Source organism: Corynebacterium sp., assembly GCF_030532325.1.
Lineage (GTDB): Bacteria > Actinomycetota > Actinomycetes > Mycobacteriales > Mycobacteriaceae > Corynebacterium.
The window spans coordinates 62,274-81,048 of sequence record NZ_JAUNLS010000003.1; the positions used below are offsets into that span (position 1 = coordinate 62,274).

Genomic DNA, 18,775 nt, shown 5'->3' on the forward strand with positions numbered 1-18,775 from the left:
ACCATATGTCTGCACCGATCATTTCTCCCTCCATCCTTGCCGCTGACTTTGCCACCTTGGGTGAGGAAGTGCGAGCCGTGAGCAACGCGGACTGGATCCACGTTGACATCATGGACGGGCACTTTGTGCCCAATCTCTCCTTCGGCCCGGGGCTTACCGCTACCGTTGATGGCATCACCTCGCAGCACCTCGACGTCCACCTGATGATCGAGGAGCCGGCGAAGTGGGTGGAGACCTACGCCAAGGCGGGCGCCGACTGCATCATCTTCCACGTCGAGGCCATGGAGGATGAGGAAGCAGCGCTGGCGCTGGCGCGCACGATCCGCGATTTGGGCGTGTGGGCTGGCTTCTCCATCAAGCCGGGCACCCCAATTGAGCCCTGGCTGGACAAGCTTGAGCACTTTGACCTGGTGCTCGTCATGTCCGTGGAGCCGGGCTTCGGCGGACAGAAGTTCATGCCCGAGCAGCTGGAGAAGGTGCGCGCGCTGCGCGCGGCCATCGACGAGCGCGGCCTGAGCACGCTCATCGAGATCGACGGCGGCATTTCCGCGGAGACCATCGAGGCCTCCGCACAGGCCGGCTGCGATGCCTTCGTGGCGGGCTCTGCAATCTTCTCCCAGGACGATAAGGCCGCGGCGGTCGATGAGCTGCGACGCCTTGCCACCGCGTAGCCGCGCTGTGCCGGACGCGACGATTCTCGCGGCGCTGCGCAGCGCCATGGAGGCGGCGCAGGAGGTTCGCGGTACTACCAGCCCCAACCCGCCGGTGGGCGCGGTGATCCTCGATAGCGCGGGGGAGGTCATCGGCGTGGGCGCCACCCAGCCTCCCGGCGGCCCGCACGCGGAGGTCATGGCCCTGCGTGCGGCCGCCGAAAGCGGCAGGACGCTTAACGGCGCCACGGCGGTGGTCACCCTGGAACCCTGCAACCACACCGGGCGCACCGGACCTTGCTCCCAGGCGCTTATCCAGGCGGGCATCGAGCGGGTCTTCTACCTGCATTCCGATCCCAATCCGAACGCCGCCGGGGGAGCGGACACCCTGCGGCAGGCCGGGGTTGAGGTGAACAAGCTCAGCCCCGAGGATGCTGCCGGGATTCCGGACGCACTGCGCCCCTGGCTGCGCGCGGTAGAACGCTCGCGCCCGCACGTCACCCTCAAGTTTGCGCAGAGCCTCGACGGTTTTACCGCCGCCCCCGACGGCACGAGCCAGTGGATCACCGGGCCGGAGGCCCGGGAGTTCGTGCACGAGGATCGCGCCCGGCGCGATGCCATCATCGTCGGCACGGGAACGGCCCTGGCGGACAATCCTTCGCTCACCGCGCGCTACCCGGATGGCAGCCTGCGCGAAGGCCAGCCGCGCAGGGTGGTGATTGGCACGAGGGACGCAGCCAAGCACGCAGGCGAAGAGAGCAACCTGGCGCGGCTGGGATACGAGCACTACGCCAGCATTGAGGAAGCGCTGGACAAGCTCTACGCCAGCGGCGCGCGCGACGTGCTGGTAGAAGGCGGCGCGGGCCTGGCCACCTCCTTCCTCGAGGCGGGCGTGGTGGATTGGATCCAGGCCTACGTGGGTGCGGTGATTCTCGGCGCGGGCCGCGGCGTGCTCACCCGGGCGGTGGCGCCAACCCTCGCAGGGGCGCCGCGCCTGCACCGCGAGGCCACCCGGGTGCTGGGCGAGGACGTGCTTATTGAGTATTCGCTTTAGCGTGCTTGCTCTACAGTGCTTGCTTTACGGTGCTTGCTCTGGGGCTTGGTCTCGACTCGAGCGTGCGCTCGCGTGTAGTAGCTCGTGAGACTCGGCTTTGAGCTCATAGTGAGCTCCAATTTTCGTGTTCAACGAGTGGGAAGTGAAAGAGAAGGGAAGACAGAACAAATGTTTACTGGATTGGTTGAGGAAGTCGGCGCCGTGGAGTCTCTCGAGCCGCAGGCGGACGCTATCCGTCTCGGCATTCGGGCTACGACGGTGCTGGAGGAGACACAGCTGGGGGATTCCATCGCGGTCAACGGGGTGTGCCTGACCGTGGCGGAGTTGGGGGAGTCCAGCTTCATCGCTGACGTCATGCAGGAATCGCTTTGCCGCTCTGCGCTGGGGGAGCTGGAGGTTGGCCACCCGGTGAATCTGGAGCGCGCACTGCTGCCCAGCACCCGCCTGGGAGGCCACATCATGCAAGGCCACGTCGACGGCACCGGCGCGCTGGTCTCCCGCACCCCTTCCGAGCACTGGGAGGTGCTGCGTTTTAGCCTGCCGGAGGAGCTGGAGCGCTACGTGGTGGAGAAAGGCTCCATTGCGGTCAGCGGCACCTCGCTGACCGTCAGCGCGCTGGGCCGGGATGCCGCGGGTGCCTGGTTCGAGGTTTCGCTGATCCCCACCACCCTGCGTGACACCATCTTCGGTGGGTTGGCGCTCGGCGCCGCGGTCAACATCGAGGTGGACGTGCTGGCCAAGTACGTGGAGAAGATGCTCAACCCCAACGCAGTGAGCGAAAACACGGCGGGCTAGAGTTAGTTGCTATGACCGCCGGATACACTTCCATCACCCTCGATAGCGTCGAGCAAGCAATCGCCGATATCGCAGCCGGTAAAGCAGTAGTTGTCGTTGATAACGAGGACCGCGAGAACGAGGGCGACCTCATCTTCGCCGCGGAACTGGCCACCCCGGAGCTGGTGGCCTTTATGGTGCGCTACTCCTCCGGATATATCTGTGCGCCGCTGTTGCCGGAGGACTGTGCCCGCTTGGCGCTTCCGCCGATGATGGCGGTCAACCAGGACGTGCGCCACACCGCCTACACCGTCACCGTGGACCTGGCCAATGGCTCCACGGGCATTTCCGCGGCGAACCGCGCGGCCACCATCCGGCACCTGGCGGATCCCAGCGCCCAGCCGGGGGATTTCACCCGCCCCGGCCACGTGGTTCCGCTCAGCGCGCGCCCCAACGGCGTGCTGGAACGCGATGGCCACACCGAGGCCGCCGTGGATCTCGCCCGCCTGGCCGGTCTGCGCCCGGCCGGCGTGCTCTGCGAGATCGTCTCCGAGGAGGATCCCACCGACATGGCCCGCTCGGCCGAGCTGCGCCGCTTTGCCGATACCCACGGGCTGAGCATGATTTCCATCGACCAGCTCATCGCCTGGCGCCGCCACAACGAGCAGCAGGTCACCCGCTCGGTGGTGACCACGCTGCCTACCGACTACGGCGAGTTCAGCGCGGTGGGCTACACCCACGACGTCGACAAGCAGGAGCACATCGCCTTGGTGGTCGGCAGCCCAGAGGACTACGCCGGCGCCGAGGACGTGCTGGTGCGCGTGCACTCGGAGTGCCTCACCGGTGACGTCTTTGGCTCCCGCCGCTGCGATTGTGGCCCCCAACTGCACGAATCCCTCAAGGAGGTGCAGGCGGCCGGGCGCGGCATTGTCATCTACCTGCGCGGGCACGAGGGCCGCGGCATTGGGCTGGTCAACAAGCTCAAGGCCTACCGCTTGCAGGACAACGGACGTGATACCGTCGACGCCAACGTGGAGCAAGGCCTGCCGGAGGACGCCCGCGAGTATTCCGTGGCCGGGCAGATTCTGCGGGATCTCCAGGTGGCCAGCGTCAACCTGCTGACCAATAACCCGCACAAGGGCGAGGGCCTGGAGGGCTTCGGCATCGACACCTCGGCGCGCACCCGCCTGGCTGTGCCGGCCAACGCGGATAACATTGAGTACCTGCGCACCAAGCGCGACCGCATGGGCCACGATCTGCCGCAGGTCGAGGCCTGGGATAACGCGAGGAAGGACAGCTAAATGAGTAAAGAAGGACTGCCGGAGATCCGCCAGGTTGATGCCAGCGGTCTCCGCGTGGCCGTGGTGACTTCCACCTGGAACGCCGAGATCTGCGATCAGCTGCACGAGCGCGCCGTGAGCACCGCCCGCGAGTGCGGGGCCGAGATCAGCGAGTGGCGCGTGGTAGGCGCGCTGGAGCTTCCCGTGGTGGTGCAGGCCGCCGCACGCACCCACGACGCCGTGGTGGCGCTGGGCTGCGTGGTGCGTGGCGGAACTCCGCACTTTGACTACGTGTGCGACTCCGTGACCCAGGGGCTGACCCGCATCGCGCTGGACGAGTCCACCCCGGTGGCCAACGGCGTGCTCACCGTCAACGACTACGACCAAGCGGTGGACCGCTCTGGTTTCGAGGGCTCGGCTGAGGACAAGGGCGCTGAGGCCATGGCCGCGGCTTTAGAAACCGTGCTCACCTTGCGTAGACTGAACGAGTCATAGAACGGGCACTGGTTTCTGCCCGATCACACTGCCGTACGCAGCCTAACCGCACTGCCGTATGGAGACTGCCTGAGAAGGCTGAACGGAGAAGAAGGACGAGGATGAGCGACGCACACGCTTCCAGTGAATCAACCCAACCGGCCAAGGACGCAGGCACTCAGCCCGCCGCCGCCCAGCGCAAGCTGAGCGACGCCGAAGTACTGGCCTATACCAGCGCCGATCCCTTCGCCCAGACCTCCACCAAGCCCTGGGAGTACGAGGCTCAGTCGCCCTACCTGCGCAAGGTGGCCATCGTGTGGGTCATCCTCGTCATGGCAGCCCACCTGTTCATGGGCTTTACCGTGGGCCTCTCCTTCACCGGTGCCACCGTCACTGAGATTGATAAGTTTGCCTTCCCCGGCGTGGGCGTGGTGATCTCCGTCCTGTCCTGGCTGGCGCTGACCCGCCCGCGCCTGCGCGCTAACTCCGACGGTGTTGAGGTGCGCAACATTGTGGGCTCGCGCTTCTACCCGTGGCAGGTCATCTACGGCCTGTCCTTCCCAGAGGGCCAGCGCATGGCCCGTCTGGAGCTGCCGGAGTTCGAGTTCGTCCCCGTGTGGGCGCTGCAGGCCGGGGATAAGGACGATGTCATCGCCAAGGTCCGCCGCTTCCGCGAGCTGGAAGCCAAGTACATGCCGCAGGATTAACCGTGGCAGATCCCACCACTTACCGCCCGGCGCCGGGGAGCATTCCCACGGATCCGGGCGTCTATAAGTTTCGAGATGAAAACCGCCGCGTCATCTACGTGGGCAAGGCCAAGAACCTGCGCGCGCGGCTGTCCAATTACTTCCAGGACATCACCCAGCTGCACCCGCGTACCCGGCAGATGGTGCTCACGGCTGCCTCCGTAGAGTGGACAGTGGTGGCCAGCGAGGTCGAGGCCCTGCAGCTGGAGTACACCTGGATCAAGCGCTTCGATCCGCGCTTCAATGTCATGTACCGCGATGACAAGACTTACCCCATGCTCGCGGTTTCCGTGGGGGAGACCTACCCGCGCGCGTTCTTCTACCGCGGCCCGCGGCGCAAGGGCGTGCGCTATTTCGGCCCCTATTCCCACGCGTGGGCCGTGCGCGAGACCCTTGACTTGCTCACCCGAGTCTTTCCCATGCGCACCTGTTCCAAAGGCGTGTTCAACCGCCACGAGCGACTGGGCAGGCCCTGCCTGTTGGGCTACATCGGCAAGTGCGATGCCCCGTGCATCGGGCGGGTGAGCGCGGAGGAACATCGCGCCACCGTTACGCAGCTGGTGGACTTCATGAACGGCAACACCGCCCCGGTGCGCCGGGAACTGACCCGCCGCATGGAGGAGGCCGCCGAGAACCTCGAGTTCGAGCTGGCCGCGCGGCTGCGCGACGATCTGGGCGCCATTACCAAGATCATGGAGCAGCAGGCCGTGGTTCTGCCCGCGGGCACCGACGCCGATCTCATCGCCTTCTGCGCGGATCAGCTGGAGGCCGCGGTGCAGGTCTTCCACGTGCGCGACGGGCGCATCCGCGGCCAGCGCGGCTGGGTGGTGGAGCGCTCGGGTGATGAGGCCGTGGCGGAGCCGGTGGCCGAGGGCGAGCCGGATCCGGGGCTGCCCGCACTCATTGAGAACTTCCTCATCCAGTTCTATTCCGATGCCGCCGAGCGCGAGGAGCAGGAGGCGGCGGAGGATGCCGCCCTCACACGCCGCGGCGTGGACCAGGAGTCCCACACCGCCGAGAAGCGCGGCAGCGTGATCCCGCGCGAGATCCTGGTCCAGGTCCTCCCAGAGGAGGCCGGGGAGGTGCGCCAGCTTCTGGAGGAGCTGCGCGGCGCGCAGATCGATCTGCGGGTGCCGCAACGCGGCGATAAGCGCGCACTCATGGAGACGGTGGAGAAAAACGCCAAGGAGCAGCTGCGCCAGCACAAGCTCAAGCGGGTGGGCGATCTCACCGCGCGCTCGGCGGCTCTGCAGGATATCCAGGAGGCCCTCGGCATGGACCAGGCCCCTTTGCGCATAGAGTGCACCGATATCTCCCACATCCAGGGCACGGACGTGGTGGCCTCGCTGGTGGTCTTCGAAGACGGCCTGCCCCGCAAGTCCGATTACCGCCGTTACCGCATCAAGGAGGCGGCCGGCGACGGTCGCTCCGATGACGTCGGCTCCATCGCGGAGGTCACGCGCCGCCGCTTCAAGCGCCACAACGAGGACAAGTTGGCCGTGCCGGACGAGGAGCTGGAGTCATCAACCTTCTCCGATGAGAACGTGGTGGAGGAGGCCGCCGAGGCCGGCCGCCGCTTTGCCTACCCGCCGCAGCTGTTCATCGTGGACGGCGGCGCCCCGCAGGTGGCCGCGGCACAGGAGGTCTTTGACGAGTTGGGCATCGTGGATGTGACCCTGGTGGGCCTGGCCAAGCGCCTGGAGGAGATCTGGGTGCCGGGCGACGACGAGCCAGTGATCCTGCCGCGTAACTCCCAGGCGCTCTACCTTTTGCAGCAAATCCGCGACGAGGCCCACCGCTTCGCCATCACCTATCACCGCCAGCAGCGCTCCAAGCGCATGCGTGCCTCGGCACTGGATTCCATTCCCGGTCTGGGCCCGCAGCGCCGCACGGATCTGGTCAAGCACTTCGGCTCCGTGAAGAAGCTCAAGGAGGCAAGCGTGGAGGAGATCGCCGAGGTCAAGGGCTTCGGGCCGAAGCTGGCGCAGACGGTCTTTGAGCACTTGCACAGCTGACCTGGCGCGTGGCTAGACTAGTGCGCATGACGATCTTCACGACACCGCCGATCCTCATCACCGGAATGTCCGGGGGCGGCCTGACCTCCGCGGCCAAGGTGCTGGAGGATAAGGGCTACTACGTCGCCCACAACATCCCGCCGAAGGCGATTGTGGACCTCCTCAAGCTGTGCATGCAGCCTGAGTCCCCGGTGGAAAAGGTCGCCGCGGTGACCGACGTGCGCTCCCGCATGTTCCCAGGCTCGTTGACGGAGACCCTCGACGAGCTTAAGGAACTCGGGATCACACCGACGTTGCTCTTCCTCGATGCACGCGATGACGTACTCATCCGCCGCTTCGACTCCGTGCGCCGCACCCACCCGCTCCAGCAGGGCGAGACCCTCAAGGCAGGGATCCAGCGCGAGCGCGCGGCGGTGCAGGAGATCCGCGATCGCGCGGACATCATCATCGACACCACGAACCTCTCCATCCACGATCTGCGCCGCGCCATCGAGGCCTCCTTCGGCGAGATGAGCCACGAGCGCCAGCACGTGACCCTGGAGTCCTTCGGCTTCAAGCACGGCTCGCCGCGAGATACCGATCTCACCCTCGACGTGCGCTTTCTGCCCAATCCCTATTGGGTGCCGGAGCTGCGCGGTTACCGCGGCACCGATGAGCCGGTCGCCGATTACGTGCTGGCGCAGCCGGCCGCGGAGGAATTCATCGAGCACTTCATCGAGATGCTCGATTCCATGCTGGCCGGCTACCGCCACGAGGGAAAGAACTTCATCACCGTGGGCATTGGCTGTACCGGTGGGCACCACCGTTCCGTGGCCATCACCGAGGAAGTTGCCCGCAGGCTGCGCGAGCGCGAGGATCTGGAGATCGCAACCCTGCACCGCGATATCGCCCGCGATTAGTGCTGGGACCTGTGCCCGCTGTGCACGCAATTGAATAGTTTCGATTCACTGTGTGGTAATCACTGTGTAGAAATCACTGTGTGGAAAGTTTTGTCCGTTCTATGACCCAACCATCTCGCATGGCCTGCTTGGGTGGCGGCCATGGTTTGTACCAAACTCTCTTGGCCGCTCGCCGCAGCGCCACTGACTTTATTTCCGCTGTTGTCACCGTGGCCGATGACGGCGGTTCCTCCGGCCGCCTGCGCCGGGAGCTGGAGATCATCCCGCCGGGGGATCTCCGCATGGCCCTGGCCGCGCTGTCCAGTGATGACGCCGATCCACACCTGTGGGCACAGACCCTGCAGCACCGCTTCCGCGGCAACGGCGCCATGGCCGGGCACGCGGTGGGCAACCTCATGATTGCCGGGCTTGCCGACGTCCTCGGTGACTACCAGGCAGCCCTCGATACAGTGGCGCGCCTGACGCAGTCAGCCGGGCGCGTGCTGCCGGTGGTCAACCAGCCCCTCGACATCGAGGCCGAGGTGGCCGGGCTTGACGACGACCCCCGTATCATGCGCGCCGTGCGCGGCCAGGTGGCGGTGGCCTCCACCCCGGGCCAGGTGCGCCGAGTGCGCATCATCCCGGAGCAGCCGGCCGCCAACCCGTGGGCCATCGAGGCCATCGAGCAGGCGGACATGATCACCATCGGTCCGGGCTCGTGGTTCAGCTCGGTGATCCCGCACGTGCTGGTGCCGGAGATCGTCGAGGCTATCGCCTCCTCCGACGCCCTGCGCGTGGTGGTGCTTAACCTCACCGCTGAGCCGGGGGAGACCCAGGGCTTTTCCGCGGAACGTCACCTGCACGTCTTGGCACAGCACGCTCCGGGTTTGCGCGTTGACCGGGTCATCGTGGATAGTACCTCGCTGCCCAACGAGTCCGAGCGCGTCTACGTACAGCGGGCAGCCTCCGCCTTGGGGGCCACGGCCATCTTCCGGGACGTCTCCGAGAACCATACCGGCGGCGATGCTCAGGGCAAGGAGGTCACCAAGCACTGCCCGGAAAAGCTCTCCGCCGTCTTCTCGGAGATCTACCGCGAGTTCGTTGAGGACTCCGCCGCGCGCTAGAATGAAGCCCACTTGTGCCCGGCATAAGCGCCGGGCATTGCTTCCGGCGTCAAGCTGACCACCGTTTAACGCCCAGCTCACCGAGCACAACTTATCTTGCCCACCCAATCGAGCCAAGCTAATCCACTGAAAGGGGACGCACGAGATGTCTGTTTCATTGACCGATCAGGTCAAGGACGAGCTCACTGAGGTCTCCGTTCCCCGGCAGTCCTCCCGTGCGGCGGAGGTCGCCGCCATGCTGCGCTTTGCCGGCCAGCTGCTCATCAACGGTGATCAGCTCAGCTACGAGGTCGAGCTAGAGCACCACAAGGCTGCGCAGCGCCTGGTGGCAGCACTCGATGATCTCTACGGCATCCAGGTCACTCCGCAGGTGGTGGGCCCGGCTGGCTCCGCCAAGAAATCCCGCTACCAGATCCGCATTGACCGCGACGTGCGGGAGCTTACCCGCAGGCTGGGACTTATCACCCGCTCCGGGCACCCGGTGGTGGGGCTTCCGCCGCAGGTCATCTCCGGTTCCATTGCGGATAATGAGGCCGCCTGGCGCGGGGCCTTTCTGGCGCAGGGTGCGCTGACGGAGCCGGGGCGCTCCTCCGCGCTTGAGGTCGTCTGCCCCTGCCAGGAAGCGGCCCTGGCCCTGGTGGGCTGCGCCCGCCGCCTGGGCATCGCGGCCAAAACCAAGGAGACCCGCGGCGCGGATCGCGTGGTGGTGCGCGACGGCGATGCCATCGGGGCTTTGCTCACCCGCATGGGCGCGCAGGAGACCCGCCTGAGCTGGGAGAAGAAGCGCGTCAAGCGGGAGGCGCACGATACCTCCAAGCGCTTGGATAACTTCGATGACGCCAACCTGCGCCGCTCTGCGCGCGCGGCGGTCACCGCTGCGGCCCGCGTGGAGCGCGCCATGGTTATCTTGGGCGACGACGTCCCCGAACACCTCGCCGATGCCGGCCGCCTGCGCGTGCAACACCGTGAGGCCTCCTTGGAGGAGCTCGGCCGCCTGGCGGAGCCGCCCATGACCAAGGACGCCGTGGCCGGGCGCATCCGCCGGCTGCTGTCCATGGCGGATAAGCGGGCAGCCGAGCTGAAGATCCCGGACACCAACGAGTCGGTGACCGAGGCCCTCTTTGACAACGATTAGGCCGATAATGACTAGGCCGGTGAGGCACTGACCGGGCACAGCGTCGACGTGAAAGTCGGCGCTTTTCTGCTTTTCTGCTCGGGCGTGAGAAATACCACTCAACCCAACAGAAACGAATATAAGCGGGCATTATAGCCGTCTACGCAGCGGCAATGCGGGCCGGGGAGCGCTAAAGGTCCACCAGTGTACACCTGTCTGAAATATTGTGCTTGCGCCCGAATGCTTTTTATTTTCTCCCGCTGCGAGGTGTGTTAAGTGGCGGTACTATCGGCGGTGTTGGGAATTCGACCACAATCTTAAGTCGATTTTTAAGGAGAACATCGATGACCATTCGCGTAGGTATCAACGGCTTTGGCCGCATCGGCCGCAACTTCTTCCGCGCTGTCGCGCAGGGCGACTCCGACCTCGAGGTCGTCGCAGTCAACGACTTGACCGATAACGGCACCCTGGCCAACCTGCTCAAGTACGATTCCGTCCTCGGCCGCTTTGACGGCGAAATCACCTATGACGAGGAGTCCCTCACCGTCAACGGTCACCGCATCGCCGTCTACGAAGAGGCTGACCCGAAGAATCTTCCGTGGTCCAAGCACGATGTCGACATCGTCATCGAGTCCACCGGCCGCTTCACCGACGGTGAGGCAGCCAAGGCCCACATCGAGGGCGGCGCCAAGAAGGTCATTATCTCTGCCCCGGGCAAGAACGTTGACGCCACCTTCGTCTACGGCGTGAACTCCGATGAGTACGACGCCGAGAAGCACAACGTCATCTCCGCCGCTTCCTGCACCACCAACTGCCTGGCCCCGATGGCCAAGGTGCTGCACGAGAAGTTCGGCATCGAAAAGGGCCTGATGACCACCATCCACGCCTACACCGGTGACCAGCGCCTGCAGGACGCCCCGCACCGCGATCTGCGCCGCGCCCGCGCCGCTGCCGTCAACATGGTTCCGACCTCCACCGGTGCAGCCAAGGCCGTGTCCCTGGTTCTGCCGGAGCTCGAGGGCAAGCTGGATGGCTACGCAATGCGCGTTCCGACCATCACTGGTTCCGCCACCGACCTGACCTTCACTGCTTCCCGCGACGTCACCGTTGAGGAGATCAACGCCGCCATCAAGGAAGCCGCCACCGGCGAGTTTGGTGACACCCTCGCCTACACCGAGGACCCGATCGTCTCCACCGACATCATCACCGACCCGCACGGCTGCATCTTCGACGCCGGCATGACCAAGGTCTCCAACGGCAACCTGGTCAAGGTCCTGGGTTGGTACGACAACGAGTGGGGCTACACCAACCAGCTCGTCCGCACCACCCTACTGGTCGCCTCCAAGCTCTAAACTCGCGCGCATCGTGATGCACAGCGTTTAAGTGTTCCGGCCCACACGCCACAGCCCCACGGGGCGGCGTGGGGCCGGTATTCTTTTTGTAGGCTGCGCGCGGTGCTCCGCCACACTGTGCCCCAACAGGCATTGTGCCCAAACAGATTGTGCGCTAGCACGCCCTGACCATAATTTTCTAGCCCTAGATTTTCTTAACAAAGGAGATGTCCATGGCTTTCAAGACTTTGAATGACCTGCTCGCCGAAGGCGTCGAAGGCCGCCACGTCCTCGTTCGCTCCGACTTCAACGTCCCGCTGGATGAGGAAGGCAACATCACTGACCCGGGCCGCATCACCGCGTCGCTGCCCACCATCAAGGCACTCGTCGAGGGCGGCGCTAAGGTCATCCTCTCCGCGCACCTGGGCCGCCCGAAGGGCGAGGTCAACCCCAAGTACTCCCTGGCACCTGTCGCCGAGGCCCTCTCCGAGGCGCTTGGCCAGTACGTTGCCCTGGCAGGCGACGTCACCGGTGAGGACGCCCACGAGCGCGCCAACGGCCTCAACGAGGGCGACGTCATGCTCCTGGAGAACGTGCGCTTCGATCCGCGCGAGACCTCCAAGGACGAGGCCGAGCGCGCCGCTTTTGCTGACGAACTCGCTGCCCTCGCCGCTGACAACGGCGCCTTCGTTTCCGACGGCTTCGGCGTGGTCCACCGCGCTCAGGCTTCCGTGTACGACGTCGCCAAGCGTCTGCCCGCCTACGCCGGCACGCTGGTGCAGAAGGAAGTAGAGACGCTGGCCGCCGTGGCCGAGAAGCCCGAGCACCCCTACGTTGTGGTCCTCGGCGGCGCCAAGGTCTCCGACAAGCTGGGTGTTATCGAGGCCCTGGCAGGCAAGGCAGACAAGGTCATCATCGGCGGCGGCATGTGCTACACGCTGCTGGCTTCCCAAGGCTTTAACGTCCAAAAGTCCCTGCTGCAGGAGGATCAGATCGATAACTGCAAGGACCTCTTGAAGCGCTTCGGTGACAAGATCGTCCTGCCGGTCGATCTCGTGGCCGCCACCGAATTCGCTGCCGACGCCGAGAACAAGGTCGTTGCGCTCGACGGCATCCCGGAGGGCTGGCTCTCCCTGGACATCGGACCGGAGTCCGTCAAGAAGTTCTCCGAGATCATCGCCTCCTCCAAGACCGTCTTCTGGAACGGCCCGATGGGTGTGTTCGAGATGGAGGCCTTCTCCAAGGGCACCGCTGGCGTGGCGCAGGCCATCATCGATGCCACCGCCAACAACGGCTCCTTCACCGTGGTCGGCGGCGGCGATTCCGCTGCCTCCGTGCGCCTGCTGGGCCTGGATGAGGAGGGTTTCTCCCACATCTCCACCGGCGGCGGCGCTTCCCTCGAGTACCTCGAGGGCAAGGAGCTGCCGGGCGTCAAGGTTCTCGAAGCGTAAATTTCCCCTCTATATAGGACAGAAAGGACGTACCCATGGCACGTACCCCGCTGATCGCTGGTAACTGGAAGATGAACCACGATCACAAGGAAGCAATCGTCACCCTGCAGAAGTTCGACTTCGCACTGCCGAAGGACTACTACGAGAAGGTCGACGTCGCGTTCATCGTCCCCTTCACCGACATTCGCACGGTGCAGACGCTGGTCGACGGCGACGATCTCAAGTTCACCTACGGCGCGCAGGATGTGTCCAAGCACGAGTCGGGTGCCTACACCGGTGAGGTCTCCGGCCAGATGCTCAAGTCCCTCGGCTGCAGCTGGGCGGTCGTGGGCCACTCCGAGCGCCGCGAGTACCACGGCGAGACCGATCAGCTCGTGGCAGAGAAGGCCGCAGCTGCGCTGGCCAACGGCATCAGCCCCATCGTCTGCGTGGGCGAGCCGCTCGAGGTCCGCGAGAAGGGCACCCACGTGGACTACGTGGTGACCCAAACCCGCAACTCCCTGGCTGGCCTCTCCGCCGAGGATCTCTCGAAGACCGTCATCGCCTACGAGCCCGTGTGGGCAATCGGCACCGGTAAGGTGGCCTCCGCTGACGACGCCCAGGAAGTCTGCGCTGCCATTCGCGCCCTCGTGCGCGAGCTGGCTGGCGACGAGGTAGCAGAGTCCATCCGCATCCTGTACGGCGGCTCGGTGAAGATCGATTCCGTTGCTGAGATCGTGGAGAAGCCGGACGTGGACGGCGGCCTCGTTGGCGGCGCGTCGCTGGTGGGCGAGGACTTTGCCAAGCTGGTGGCTAACGCCTCCACGGTGGCCTAGCACGCGCGCTGACTCATCACGCCGCAACAGCGGGGCGCACGCCAGTGCGTCTCGCCGTATGGTGTAGCATGGTCAAGAGCTAAATACGTACCGTTGGTGAAAGATGCCAACTACCGCATGCTCTGCATCGAACGAGATCGAACAAGGAATTAATTCATGGTTTTGGCACTGCAAATCATCCTGGTGATTTCTGCCCTCTTGATGTCCATCTTCGTGCTTCTGCACAAGGGCAAGGGCGGCGGCCTGTCCAGCCTCTTCGGCGGCGGCGTCCAGTCCAATCTCTCTGGTTCGACCGTGGTGGAGAAGAACCTGGACCGCTACACCATCGTCATGGTGATCATCTGGCTGGCCTGCATCGTGGCGCTCAACCTCATCCAGGCCTTCGCGGCCTAGGAAGCGCGCTAGCGCCAGAAAGGAAGCCGCGCCCCGGACGTCCATGTGGACGCGGGGCGCGGCTTCGTTTCGCTACGCTTCGTTCGAGGGGCCACCTAGCTGGGCAGTTCGCTGGCGGCGTCCTCAGCCAGGAAAAGGATGGTCTCCTCAGCGCCGTGCGCGCCGGCGGCGGGCCACTCCACGGCGGGGGAGCCGGCCACGAGGTGCGCAGCGGCCTCGGCCTTTTCCTCGCCGGCCACGAGGAACCACACACGCTGCGAACGGTTCACGGCCGGCAGGGTCAGCGAGACGCGCTCGGCCGGGGGCTTCGGAGAGTCATCGACGGCGACGACGAGCTCCTCTGTCTCCAGCACGGCCGGGGTGTGGGGGAAAAGCGAGTTGATGTGGCCCTCGCCGCCCATGCCCAGCAGGTGAAGATCAAAGCCCTTGGGGGCGAAGTCCTGGATCTCGCCGCTGTAGGCCATCGCGGCGTGCTCCATGGACACAGCGCCGAGATCGTAGCCGTGAATGTGCTGCTCCGGAACGCCCACCGGGCCCAGCAGCGCGTGGCGAGCCTGCCCCTCGTTGGACTCGGGGTCAGACACCGGTACGTTGCGCTCATCGCCAAAGAAAACGTGCACACGGGTCCAGTCGATGGCCAGCGCTGGGAAATCCGGACCCTGCTCGCGCGCGGCCTGGTCCAGGCGGGCCAGCTCACGAAGGACTCCGATACCCGCGCCGCCGCCGGTAAGAACGATGCGGGCAACACCGTCACCATGCAGGCCGCCGCCCGGGGCCTGAATAGCGGTAACGGTATCAATGAATTGTAGGGCGGCGGCGGATATGAGCTCATCTACATCGCTGACGCGGTGAAGAGTAACCATGGTGTGCAGAAGTCCTTCGCGGGTAGAAACAGGATGATTTGATTAACTGTAGTCCACGCGCGCCAGGGCGCGCAGAGCGTGGGCGTATGTCTTGTCGGCGTCGAGGTGGCGCAGCTCCTCGGAGAGGACCTCGGCCTGGGAGCGAACGGTGAGGTTGACCAGAGATTCCGGCGCGCCCGGCATGCTCACCCGCACGGTGCTGGAATCCACGACCTCCACCTCAACGGGGGCGGTGGGGCGGTTGAAGCGCAGGCGGGTGATAGGGAAAAGGTTGGAGCGCTCGCCCTCGCGGGGGCCGTCAGAGGAGCGGGAGACGGGTACGGAGAGGGCGTCGGCAAGCCAGCCCGCTGCGAAGTCCACCGCCGGGTGGCAAGAGGCTCCGAGCAGCTCCACAGAGGTGACCTCCTCGTGCGGGTGGCGGTCCAGGGCGGAGGCGACGATGCCGCGCCACAGGGTGATGGCGCCCCAGGACATGTCGGAATCCCCCGGGGTGTAGCCCTGGGAGAGCAGGCGCAGATCGAATTGGTTCGCGCCCGTACCATAAGCCACGTTGGTGATGCGGCGCTGCGCCAGCGCGCCGATGGGATCCGCGGCGGGGGACTCAGGCCCAGCGGTGGGCCACCACGCTACCAGCGGGGTATCCGGAAGCAGCAGCGGGGTGACTACGGCTTCCGCTTGGTCGGCTAGGGCGCCGTGGAGCTGCATGACGACGATCTCCGAGGCGCCGGCCTCGCCGCCCACGCGCAGCTCGGCGTCGAGGGAGGTGGGCGCGGTCTCGTCGCCGGAGACAACGAGCAGCACGCGCGAGGGGTGCTCGTGGGAGGCGTCGCGCACCGAGCTGAGGATGGACTCGAGGTTGTCCTCCTTATAGGCCACGACGATGAGCGTGAGCACGCGGCCGGTGGTCAGGGTGTAGTGCTCCTGCATCTCCACCAGCTTCTTAGCAATCTTGCGCGTGGTGGTATCAGGCAAAGGGATGATCATGCGGTGTTCCTCCTACGGCCGGCGCCAGGCGTGGCCCCGGCGGCGCAGCATGGTGTTGGCAGATTCTGGGCCCCAGGTTCCGGCGGGGTATTGCTCCGGCTGGCCGGCGCTGGCCCAGTACTCGATGATGGGATCGAGGATGGACCAGGACAGCTCCACTTCTTCGTTGGTGGGGAAGAGGGAGGACTCGTCCAGCAGGGCGTCGAGGATGAGGCGCTCGTAGGCCTCCGGGGACTCCTCGGTGAAGGCCTCGGCGTAGGCGAAGTCCATATTGACGTCGCGGACCTCCATGGTGGAGCCGGGCACCTTGGAGCCGAAGCGCATGGTCACGCCTTCATCCGGCTGGACGCGGATGACCACCGCGTTCTGGCCCAGGGCCGCGGCCTGATCGTTGTCGAAGGGCTGGTGCGGCGCGGGCTTGAACACCAGGGCGATCTCCGTGACGCGGCGGCCTAGGCGCTTGCCGGTGCGCAGATAGAAGGGAACGCCCGCCCAGCGGCGCGAGTTGACCTCCAGGGTGCAGGCCGCGTAGGTCTCGGTGTTGGAGTTGGGATCAAAGCCTTCCTCCTCACGCAGGCCCTTGACCCACTCTGATCCCTGCCAGCCACTGGAGTACTGGCCGCGGGCGGTGGTCTTGTTGAGCGGGTGGACCGGGTGGGTGGCGCGCAGCACCTTGATCTTCTCCGCCTGCAGCGCGGCGGGCTCGAAGGAGGAGGGTTCCTCCATGGCCACCAGCGCGAGCAGCTGCAGCAAGTGGTTCTGGATGACGTCGCGGGCCGCGCCGATGCCATCGTAGTAGCCAGCGCGCCCGCCCAGTCCGATATCCTCCGCCATGGTGATCTGCACGTGGTCGATGTAGTGGGAGTTCCACATCGGCTCGAAGATCTGGTTGGCAAAGCGCAGTGCCATGATGTTTTGCACCGTCTCCTTGCCCAGATAGTGGTCGATGCGGAAGACATCGGACTCCGGGAAGACGGCGTTGACGATGCTGTTGAGCTCGCGGGCGGAGGCTTGATCGTGGCCGAAGGGCTTCTCGATGATCACGCGGCGCCAGGCATCCTCGGCGCTGTCCGCCATGCCCACGCGCTCGAGCTGGTGGCAGATGGAGGAGAAGAACTCCGGCGGCACCGAGAGGTAGAAGGCCCAGTTTCCGCCGGTGCCGCGGGCTGCGTCGAGCTCCTCTAGGCGGGCGGAGAGGCCGTCGAAGCCCTCGTCGTCGAAGGAGCCGCGAACGAACTCGATGCCCTTGGAGAGGTGCTCCCAGACGGCGTCGTTAAAGCGCGTGCGGGCCCCGGCCTGGACGGCCTCCTTGACGTAGTCGCAGAAGGCCTGCTTATCCCAGTCACGGCGGCCGTAGCCAACGAGCGTAAAGCCGGCGGGCAGAAGGCCGCGGTTGGCCAGATCGTAGATGGCCGGAAGCAGCTTCTTGCGCGCGAGATCGCCGGTGACGCCAAAGATGACCATTCCGGAAGGCCCAGCGATGCGCGGGAGGCGCTTGTCCTTGGCGTTGCGCAGCGGGTTGTGCCAAACGCTCGAATCGCTCACGACGTGTCCTTTCCCATGTTCAGATTGTCCAGCCGCTCATTCTAGCGACATGCGCCCCTCCGCGGTTACTCGGAGGGGCGCATGGGGCGCCGCATGGGACGCAAGGAAGGATGCTCGGAAGTGAACAACCTGTGCGGAGACCTTTAGGCGAGGCGGGAGCCCATGGACTCCAGCAGCTCCTCCCAGGCGGCGACGAACTTGTCGACGCCCTCCTTCTCCAGCACCGCGAACACGTCGGCGAAGTCGATGCCCACCGCCGCGATCTCGTCCATGACCTGCTGGGCCTGCGCGGCGGAGCCGCTGAGCGTATCGCCGTGCAGGTTACCCTGCTCGAGAACGGCGTCCAGGGTCTTTTCCGGCATCGTGTTGACCGTGTTAGGGCCGGCCAGCTCGGAGACGTAGAGGGTGGCAGGGTACTCCGGGTTCTTCACGCCCGTCGAGGCCCACAGCGGGCGCTGCAGGTTGGTGCCCTCCGGCAGCTCGGAGTTGGCGGCCAGCTCAGAGGTGAAAAGAGCGTAGGCCAGCTGGGCGTTGGCCACCCCGGCCTTGCCGCGCAGAGCCAAAGCCTCCTCGGTGCCGATGGCCTCCAGGCGCTTGTCCACCTCGGTGTCGAGGCGGGAGACGAAGAAGGAGGCCACCGAGTGAATGGCGGAGACATCCTTGCCCGCCTGCGCCGCGCGGGTGATGCCCTCGACGAAGGCGTCGATGACCTGCTTGTAGCGCTCGACGGAGAAGATCAGGGTGACGTTGACGGAAATTCCTTCCGCGAGGGCGTCGCTAATGGCGGGCAGAGAGCCGTCCGTTGCCGGGATCTTGATCATGAGGTTGGGACGGTCCACCGTGGCCCACAGCTCGCGGGCCTGGGCGATGGTGGCTGCAGCGTCGTCGGAAATGCGCGGGTCCACCTCGATGGAGACGCGGCCGTCCACACCGCCGGTGGACTTGTAGATGTCGGCGAAGAGATCACAGGCGCGGCGCACGTCGTCCACGGCGAGGGCGTAGACAGCCTTATCGGCGCTGGCGCCCTGTTCCTTGAGGGTGGCAATGTCGGAGTCGTAGGCGCTGCCCTGGGACATGGCCGCGGCGAAGATGGCCGGGTTGGTGGTGACACCCACGATGGACTTGGAAGAGATGATGGACTCCAGGTTGCCGGAGTCGAGGCGATCGCGGGAGAGATCATCGAGCCAGGTAGAGGTACCCAGCGCTGCGAGATCGTCGATGTAGGTCACTGCGCGGTCCTTTCTCACGTTGAGTGAATCGGATTTCTCACATGGAGTAAATCGG

General features: G+C 65.5%; 18 protein-coding genes. 14 read left to right on the forward strand and 4 right to left on the reverse strand.

The features are described from left to right. Nucleotides 1-5: 5 nt before the first annotated feature. From rpe to secG, 14 genes are all read left to right on the forward strand, one after another. Nucleotides 6-671 carry a ribulose-phosphate 3-epimerase gene (gene rpe / locus Q4E25_RS02630; protein WP_303153735.1) on the forward strand — a complete coding sequence of 222 codons (666 nt, stop codon included), beginning with the start codon at nucleotides 6-8 and terminating at the stop codon, nucleotides 669-671. Then, nucleotides 658-1,704, forward strand: coding sequence for a bifunctional diaminohydroxyphosphoribosylaminopyrimidine deaminase/5-amino-6-(5-phosphoribosylamino)uracil reductase RibD (ribD, locus tag Q4E25_RS02635; protein WP_303153737.1), 1,047 nt, complete (start codon nucleotides 658-660; stop codon nucleotides 1,702-1,704). Before rpe ends, ribD begins: the two co-directional genes overlap by 14 nt. 168 nt (nucleotides 1,705-1,872) lie before the next feature. Next, nucleotides 1,873-2,499: a riboflavin synthase gene (locus Q4E25_RS02640; RefSeq protein WP_303153739.1), complete on the forward strand. Its 627-nt coding sequence runs from the start codon at nucleotides 1,873-1,875 to the stop codon at nucleotides 2,497-2,499. A gap of 11 nt (nucleotides 2,500-2,510) precedes the next feature. Then, the gene (locus Q4E25_RS02645; RefSeq protein WP_303153742.1) at nucleotides 2,511-3,779 is read left to right on the forward strand and encodes a bifunctional 3,4-dihydroxy-2-butanone-4-phosphate synthase/GTP cyclohydrolase II; all 1,269 of its coding nucleotides are present in this window, start codon (nucleotides 2,511-2,513) and stop codon (nucleotides 3,777-3,779) included. Next, a complete protein-coding gene (ribH, locus tag Q4E25_RS02650) occupies nucleotides 3,780-4,253 on the forward strand; it encodes a 6,7-dimethyl-8-ribityllumazine synthase (protein ID WP_303153744.1) in 474 nt (157 codons plus the stop codon). A 101-nt stretch (nucleotides 4,254-4,354) separates the two neighbouring features. Continuing rightward, nucleotides 4,355-4,939, forward strand: coding sequence for a PH domain-containing protein (locus tag Q4E25_RS02655; RefSeq protein ID WP_303153747.1), 585 nt, complete (start codon nucleotides 4,355-4,357; stop codon nucleotides 4,937-4,939). Between the two features lie 2 nt (nucleotides 4,940-4,941). After that, nucleotides 4,942-6,993: an excinuclease ABC subunit UvrC gene (uvrC, locus tag Q4E25_RS02660; RefSeq protein WP_303153749.1), complete on the forward strand. Its 2,052-nt coding sequence runs from the start codon at nucleotides 4,942-4,944 to the stop codon at nucleotides 6,991-6,993. Nucleotides 6,994-7,019: 26 nt separating this feature from the next. Next, on the forward strand, nucleotides 7,020-7,892 hold the full coding sequence (gene rapZ / locus Q4E25_RS02665; RefSeq protein ID WP_303153751.1) for an RNase adapter RapZ: 873 nt from the start codon (nucleotides 7,020-7,022) through the stop codon (nucleotides 7,890-7,892). A gap of 101 nt (nucleotides 7,893-7,993) precedes the next feature. Next, complete coding sequence (gene yvcK / locus Q4E25_RS02670) at nucleotides 7,994-8,995, forward strand: uridine diphosphate-N-acetylglucosamine-binding protein YvcK (RefSeq protein ID WP_303153752.1); 1,002 nt, start codon at nucleotides 7,994-7,996, stop codon at nucleotides 8,993-8,995. A gap of 145 nt (nucleotides 8,996-9,140) precedes the next feature. Next, nucleotides 9,141-10,130, forward strand: a complete 990-nt coding sequence (whiA, locus tag Q4E25_RS02675) for a DNA-binding protein WhiA (RefSeq protein ID WP_303153754.1) — start codon at nucleotides 9,141-9,143, stop codon at nucleotides 10,128-10,130. Between the two features lie 323 nt (nucleotides 10,131-10,453). After that, complete coding sequence (gene gap, locus Q4E25_RS02680; RefSeq protein ID WP_303153756.1) at nucleotides 10,454-11,461, forward strand: type I glyceraldehyde-3-phosphate dehydrogenase; 1,008 nt, start codon at nucleotides 10,454-10,456, stop codon at nucleotides 11,459-11,461. 212 nt (nucleotides 11,462-11,673) lie between these two features. Continuing rightward, a complete protein-coding gene (pgk, locus tag Q4E25_RS02685) occupies nucleotides 11,674-12,891 on the forward strand; it encodes a phosphoglycerate kinase (protein ID WP_303153758.1) in 1,218 nt (405 codons plus the stop codon). A 35-nt stretch (nucleotides 12,892-12,926) separates the two neighbouring features. Next, nucleotides 12,927-13,706: a triose-phosphate isomerase gene (tpiA, locus tag Q4E25_RS02690; RefSeq protein WP_303153759.1), complete on the forward strand. Its 780-nt coding sequence runs from the start codon at nucleotides 12,927-12,929 to the stop codon at nucleotides 13,704-13,706. 156 nt (nucleotides 13,707-13,862) lie between these two features. Further along, entirely contained in the window at nucleotides 13,863-14,099 is a 237-nt protein-coding gene (secG, locus tag Q4E25_RS02695; RefSeq protein ID WP_303153761.1) for a preprotein translocase subunit SecG, read from the forward strand. A gap of 95 nt (nucleotides 14,100-14,194) precedes the next feature. On the opposite strand, the gene pgl is transcribed toward secG, so the two are convergent. From pgl to tal, 4 genes are all read right to left on the reverse strand, one after another. Then, complete coding sequence (pgl, locus tag Q4E25_RS02700) at nucleotides 14,195-14,962, reverse strand: 6-phosphogluconolactonase (protein WP_303153763.1); 768 nt, start codon at nucleotides 14,960-14,962, stop codon at nucleotides 14,195-14,197. 42 nt (nucleotides 14,963-15,004) lie between these two features. After that, nucleotides 15,005-15,946: a glucose-6-phosphate dehydrogenase assembly protein OpcA gene (locus Q4E25_RS02705; RefSeq protein WP_303153765.1), complete on the reverse strand. Its 942-nt coding sequence runs from the start codon at nucleotides 15,944-15,946 to the stop codon at nucleotides 15,005-15,007. Between the two features lie 12 nt (nucleotides 15,947-15,958). Continuing rightward, the gene (gene zwf / locus Q4E25_RS02710) at nucleotides 15,959-17,491 is read right to left on the reverse strand and encodes a glucose-6-phosphate dehydrogenase (protein ID WP_303153767.1); all 1,533 of its coding nucleotides are present in this window, start codon (nucleotides 17,489-17,491) and stop codon (nucleotides 15,959-15,961) included. A 143-nt stretch (nucleotides 17,492-17,634) separates the two neighbouring features. Then, entirely contained in the window at nucleotides 17,635-18,720 is a 1,086-nt protein-coding gene (gene tal, locus Q4E25_RS02715) for a transaldolase (protein WP_303153770.1), read from the reverse strand. Nucleotides 18,721-18,775: the final 55 nt, after the last annotated feature.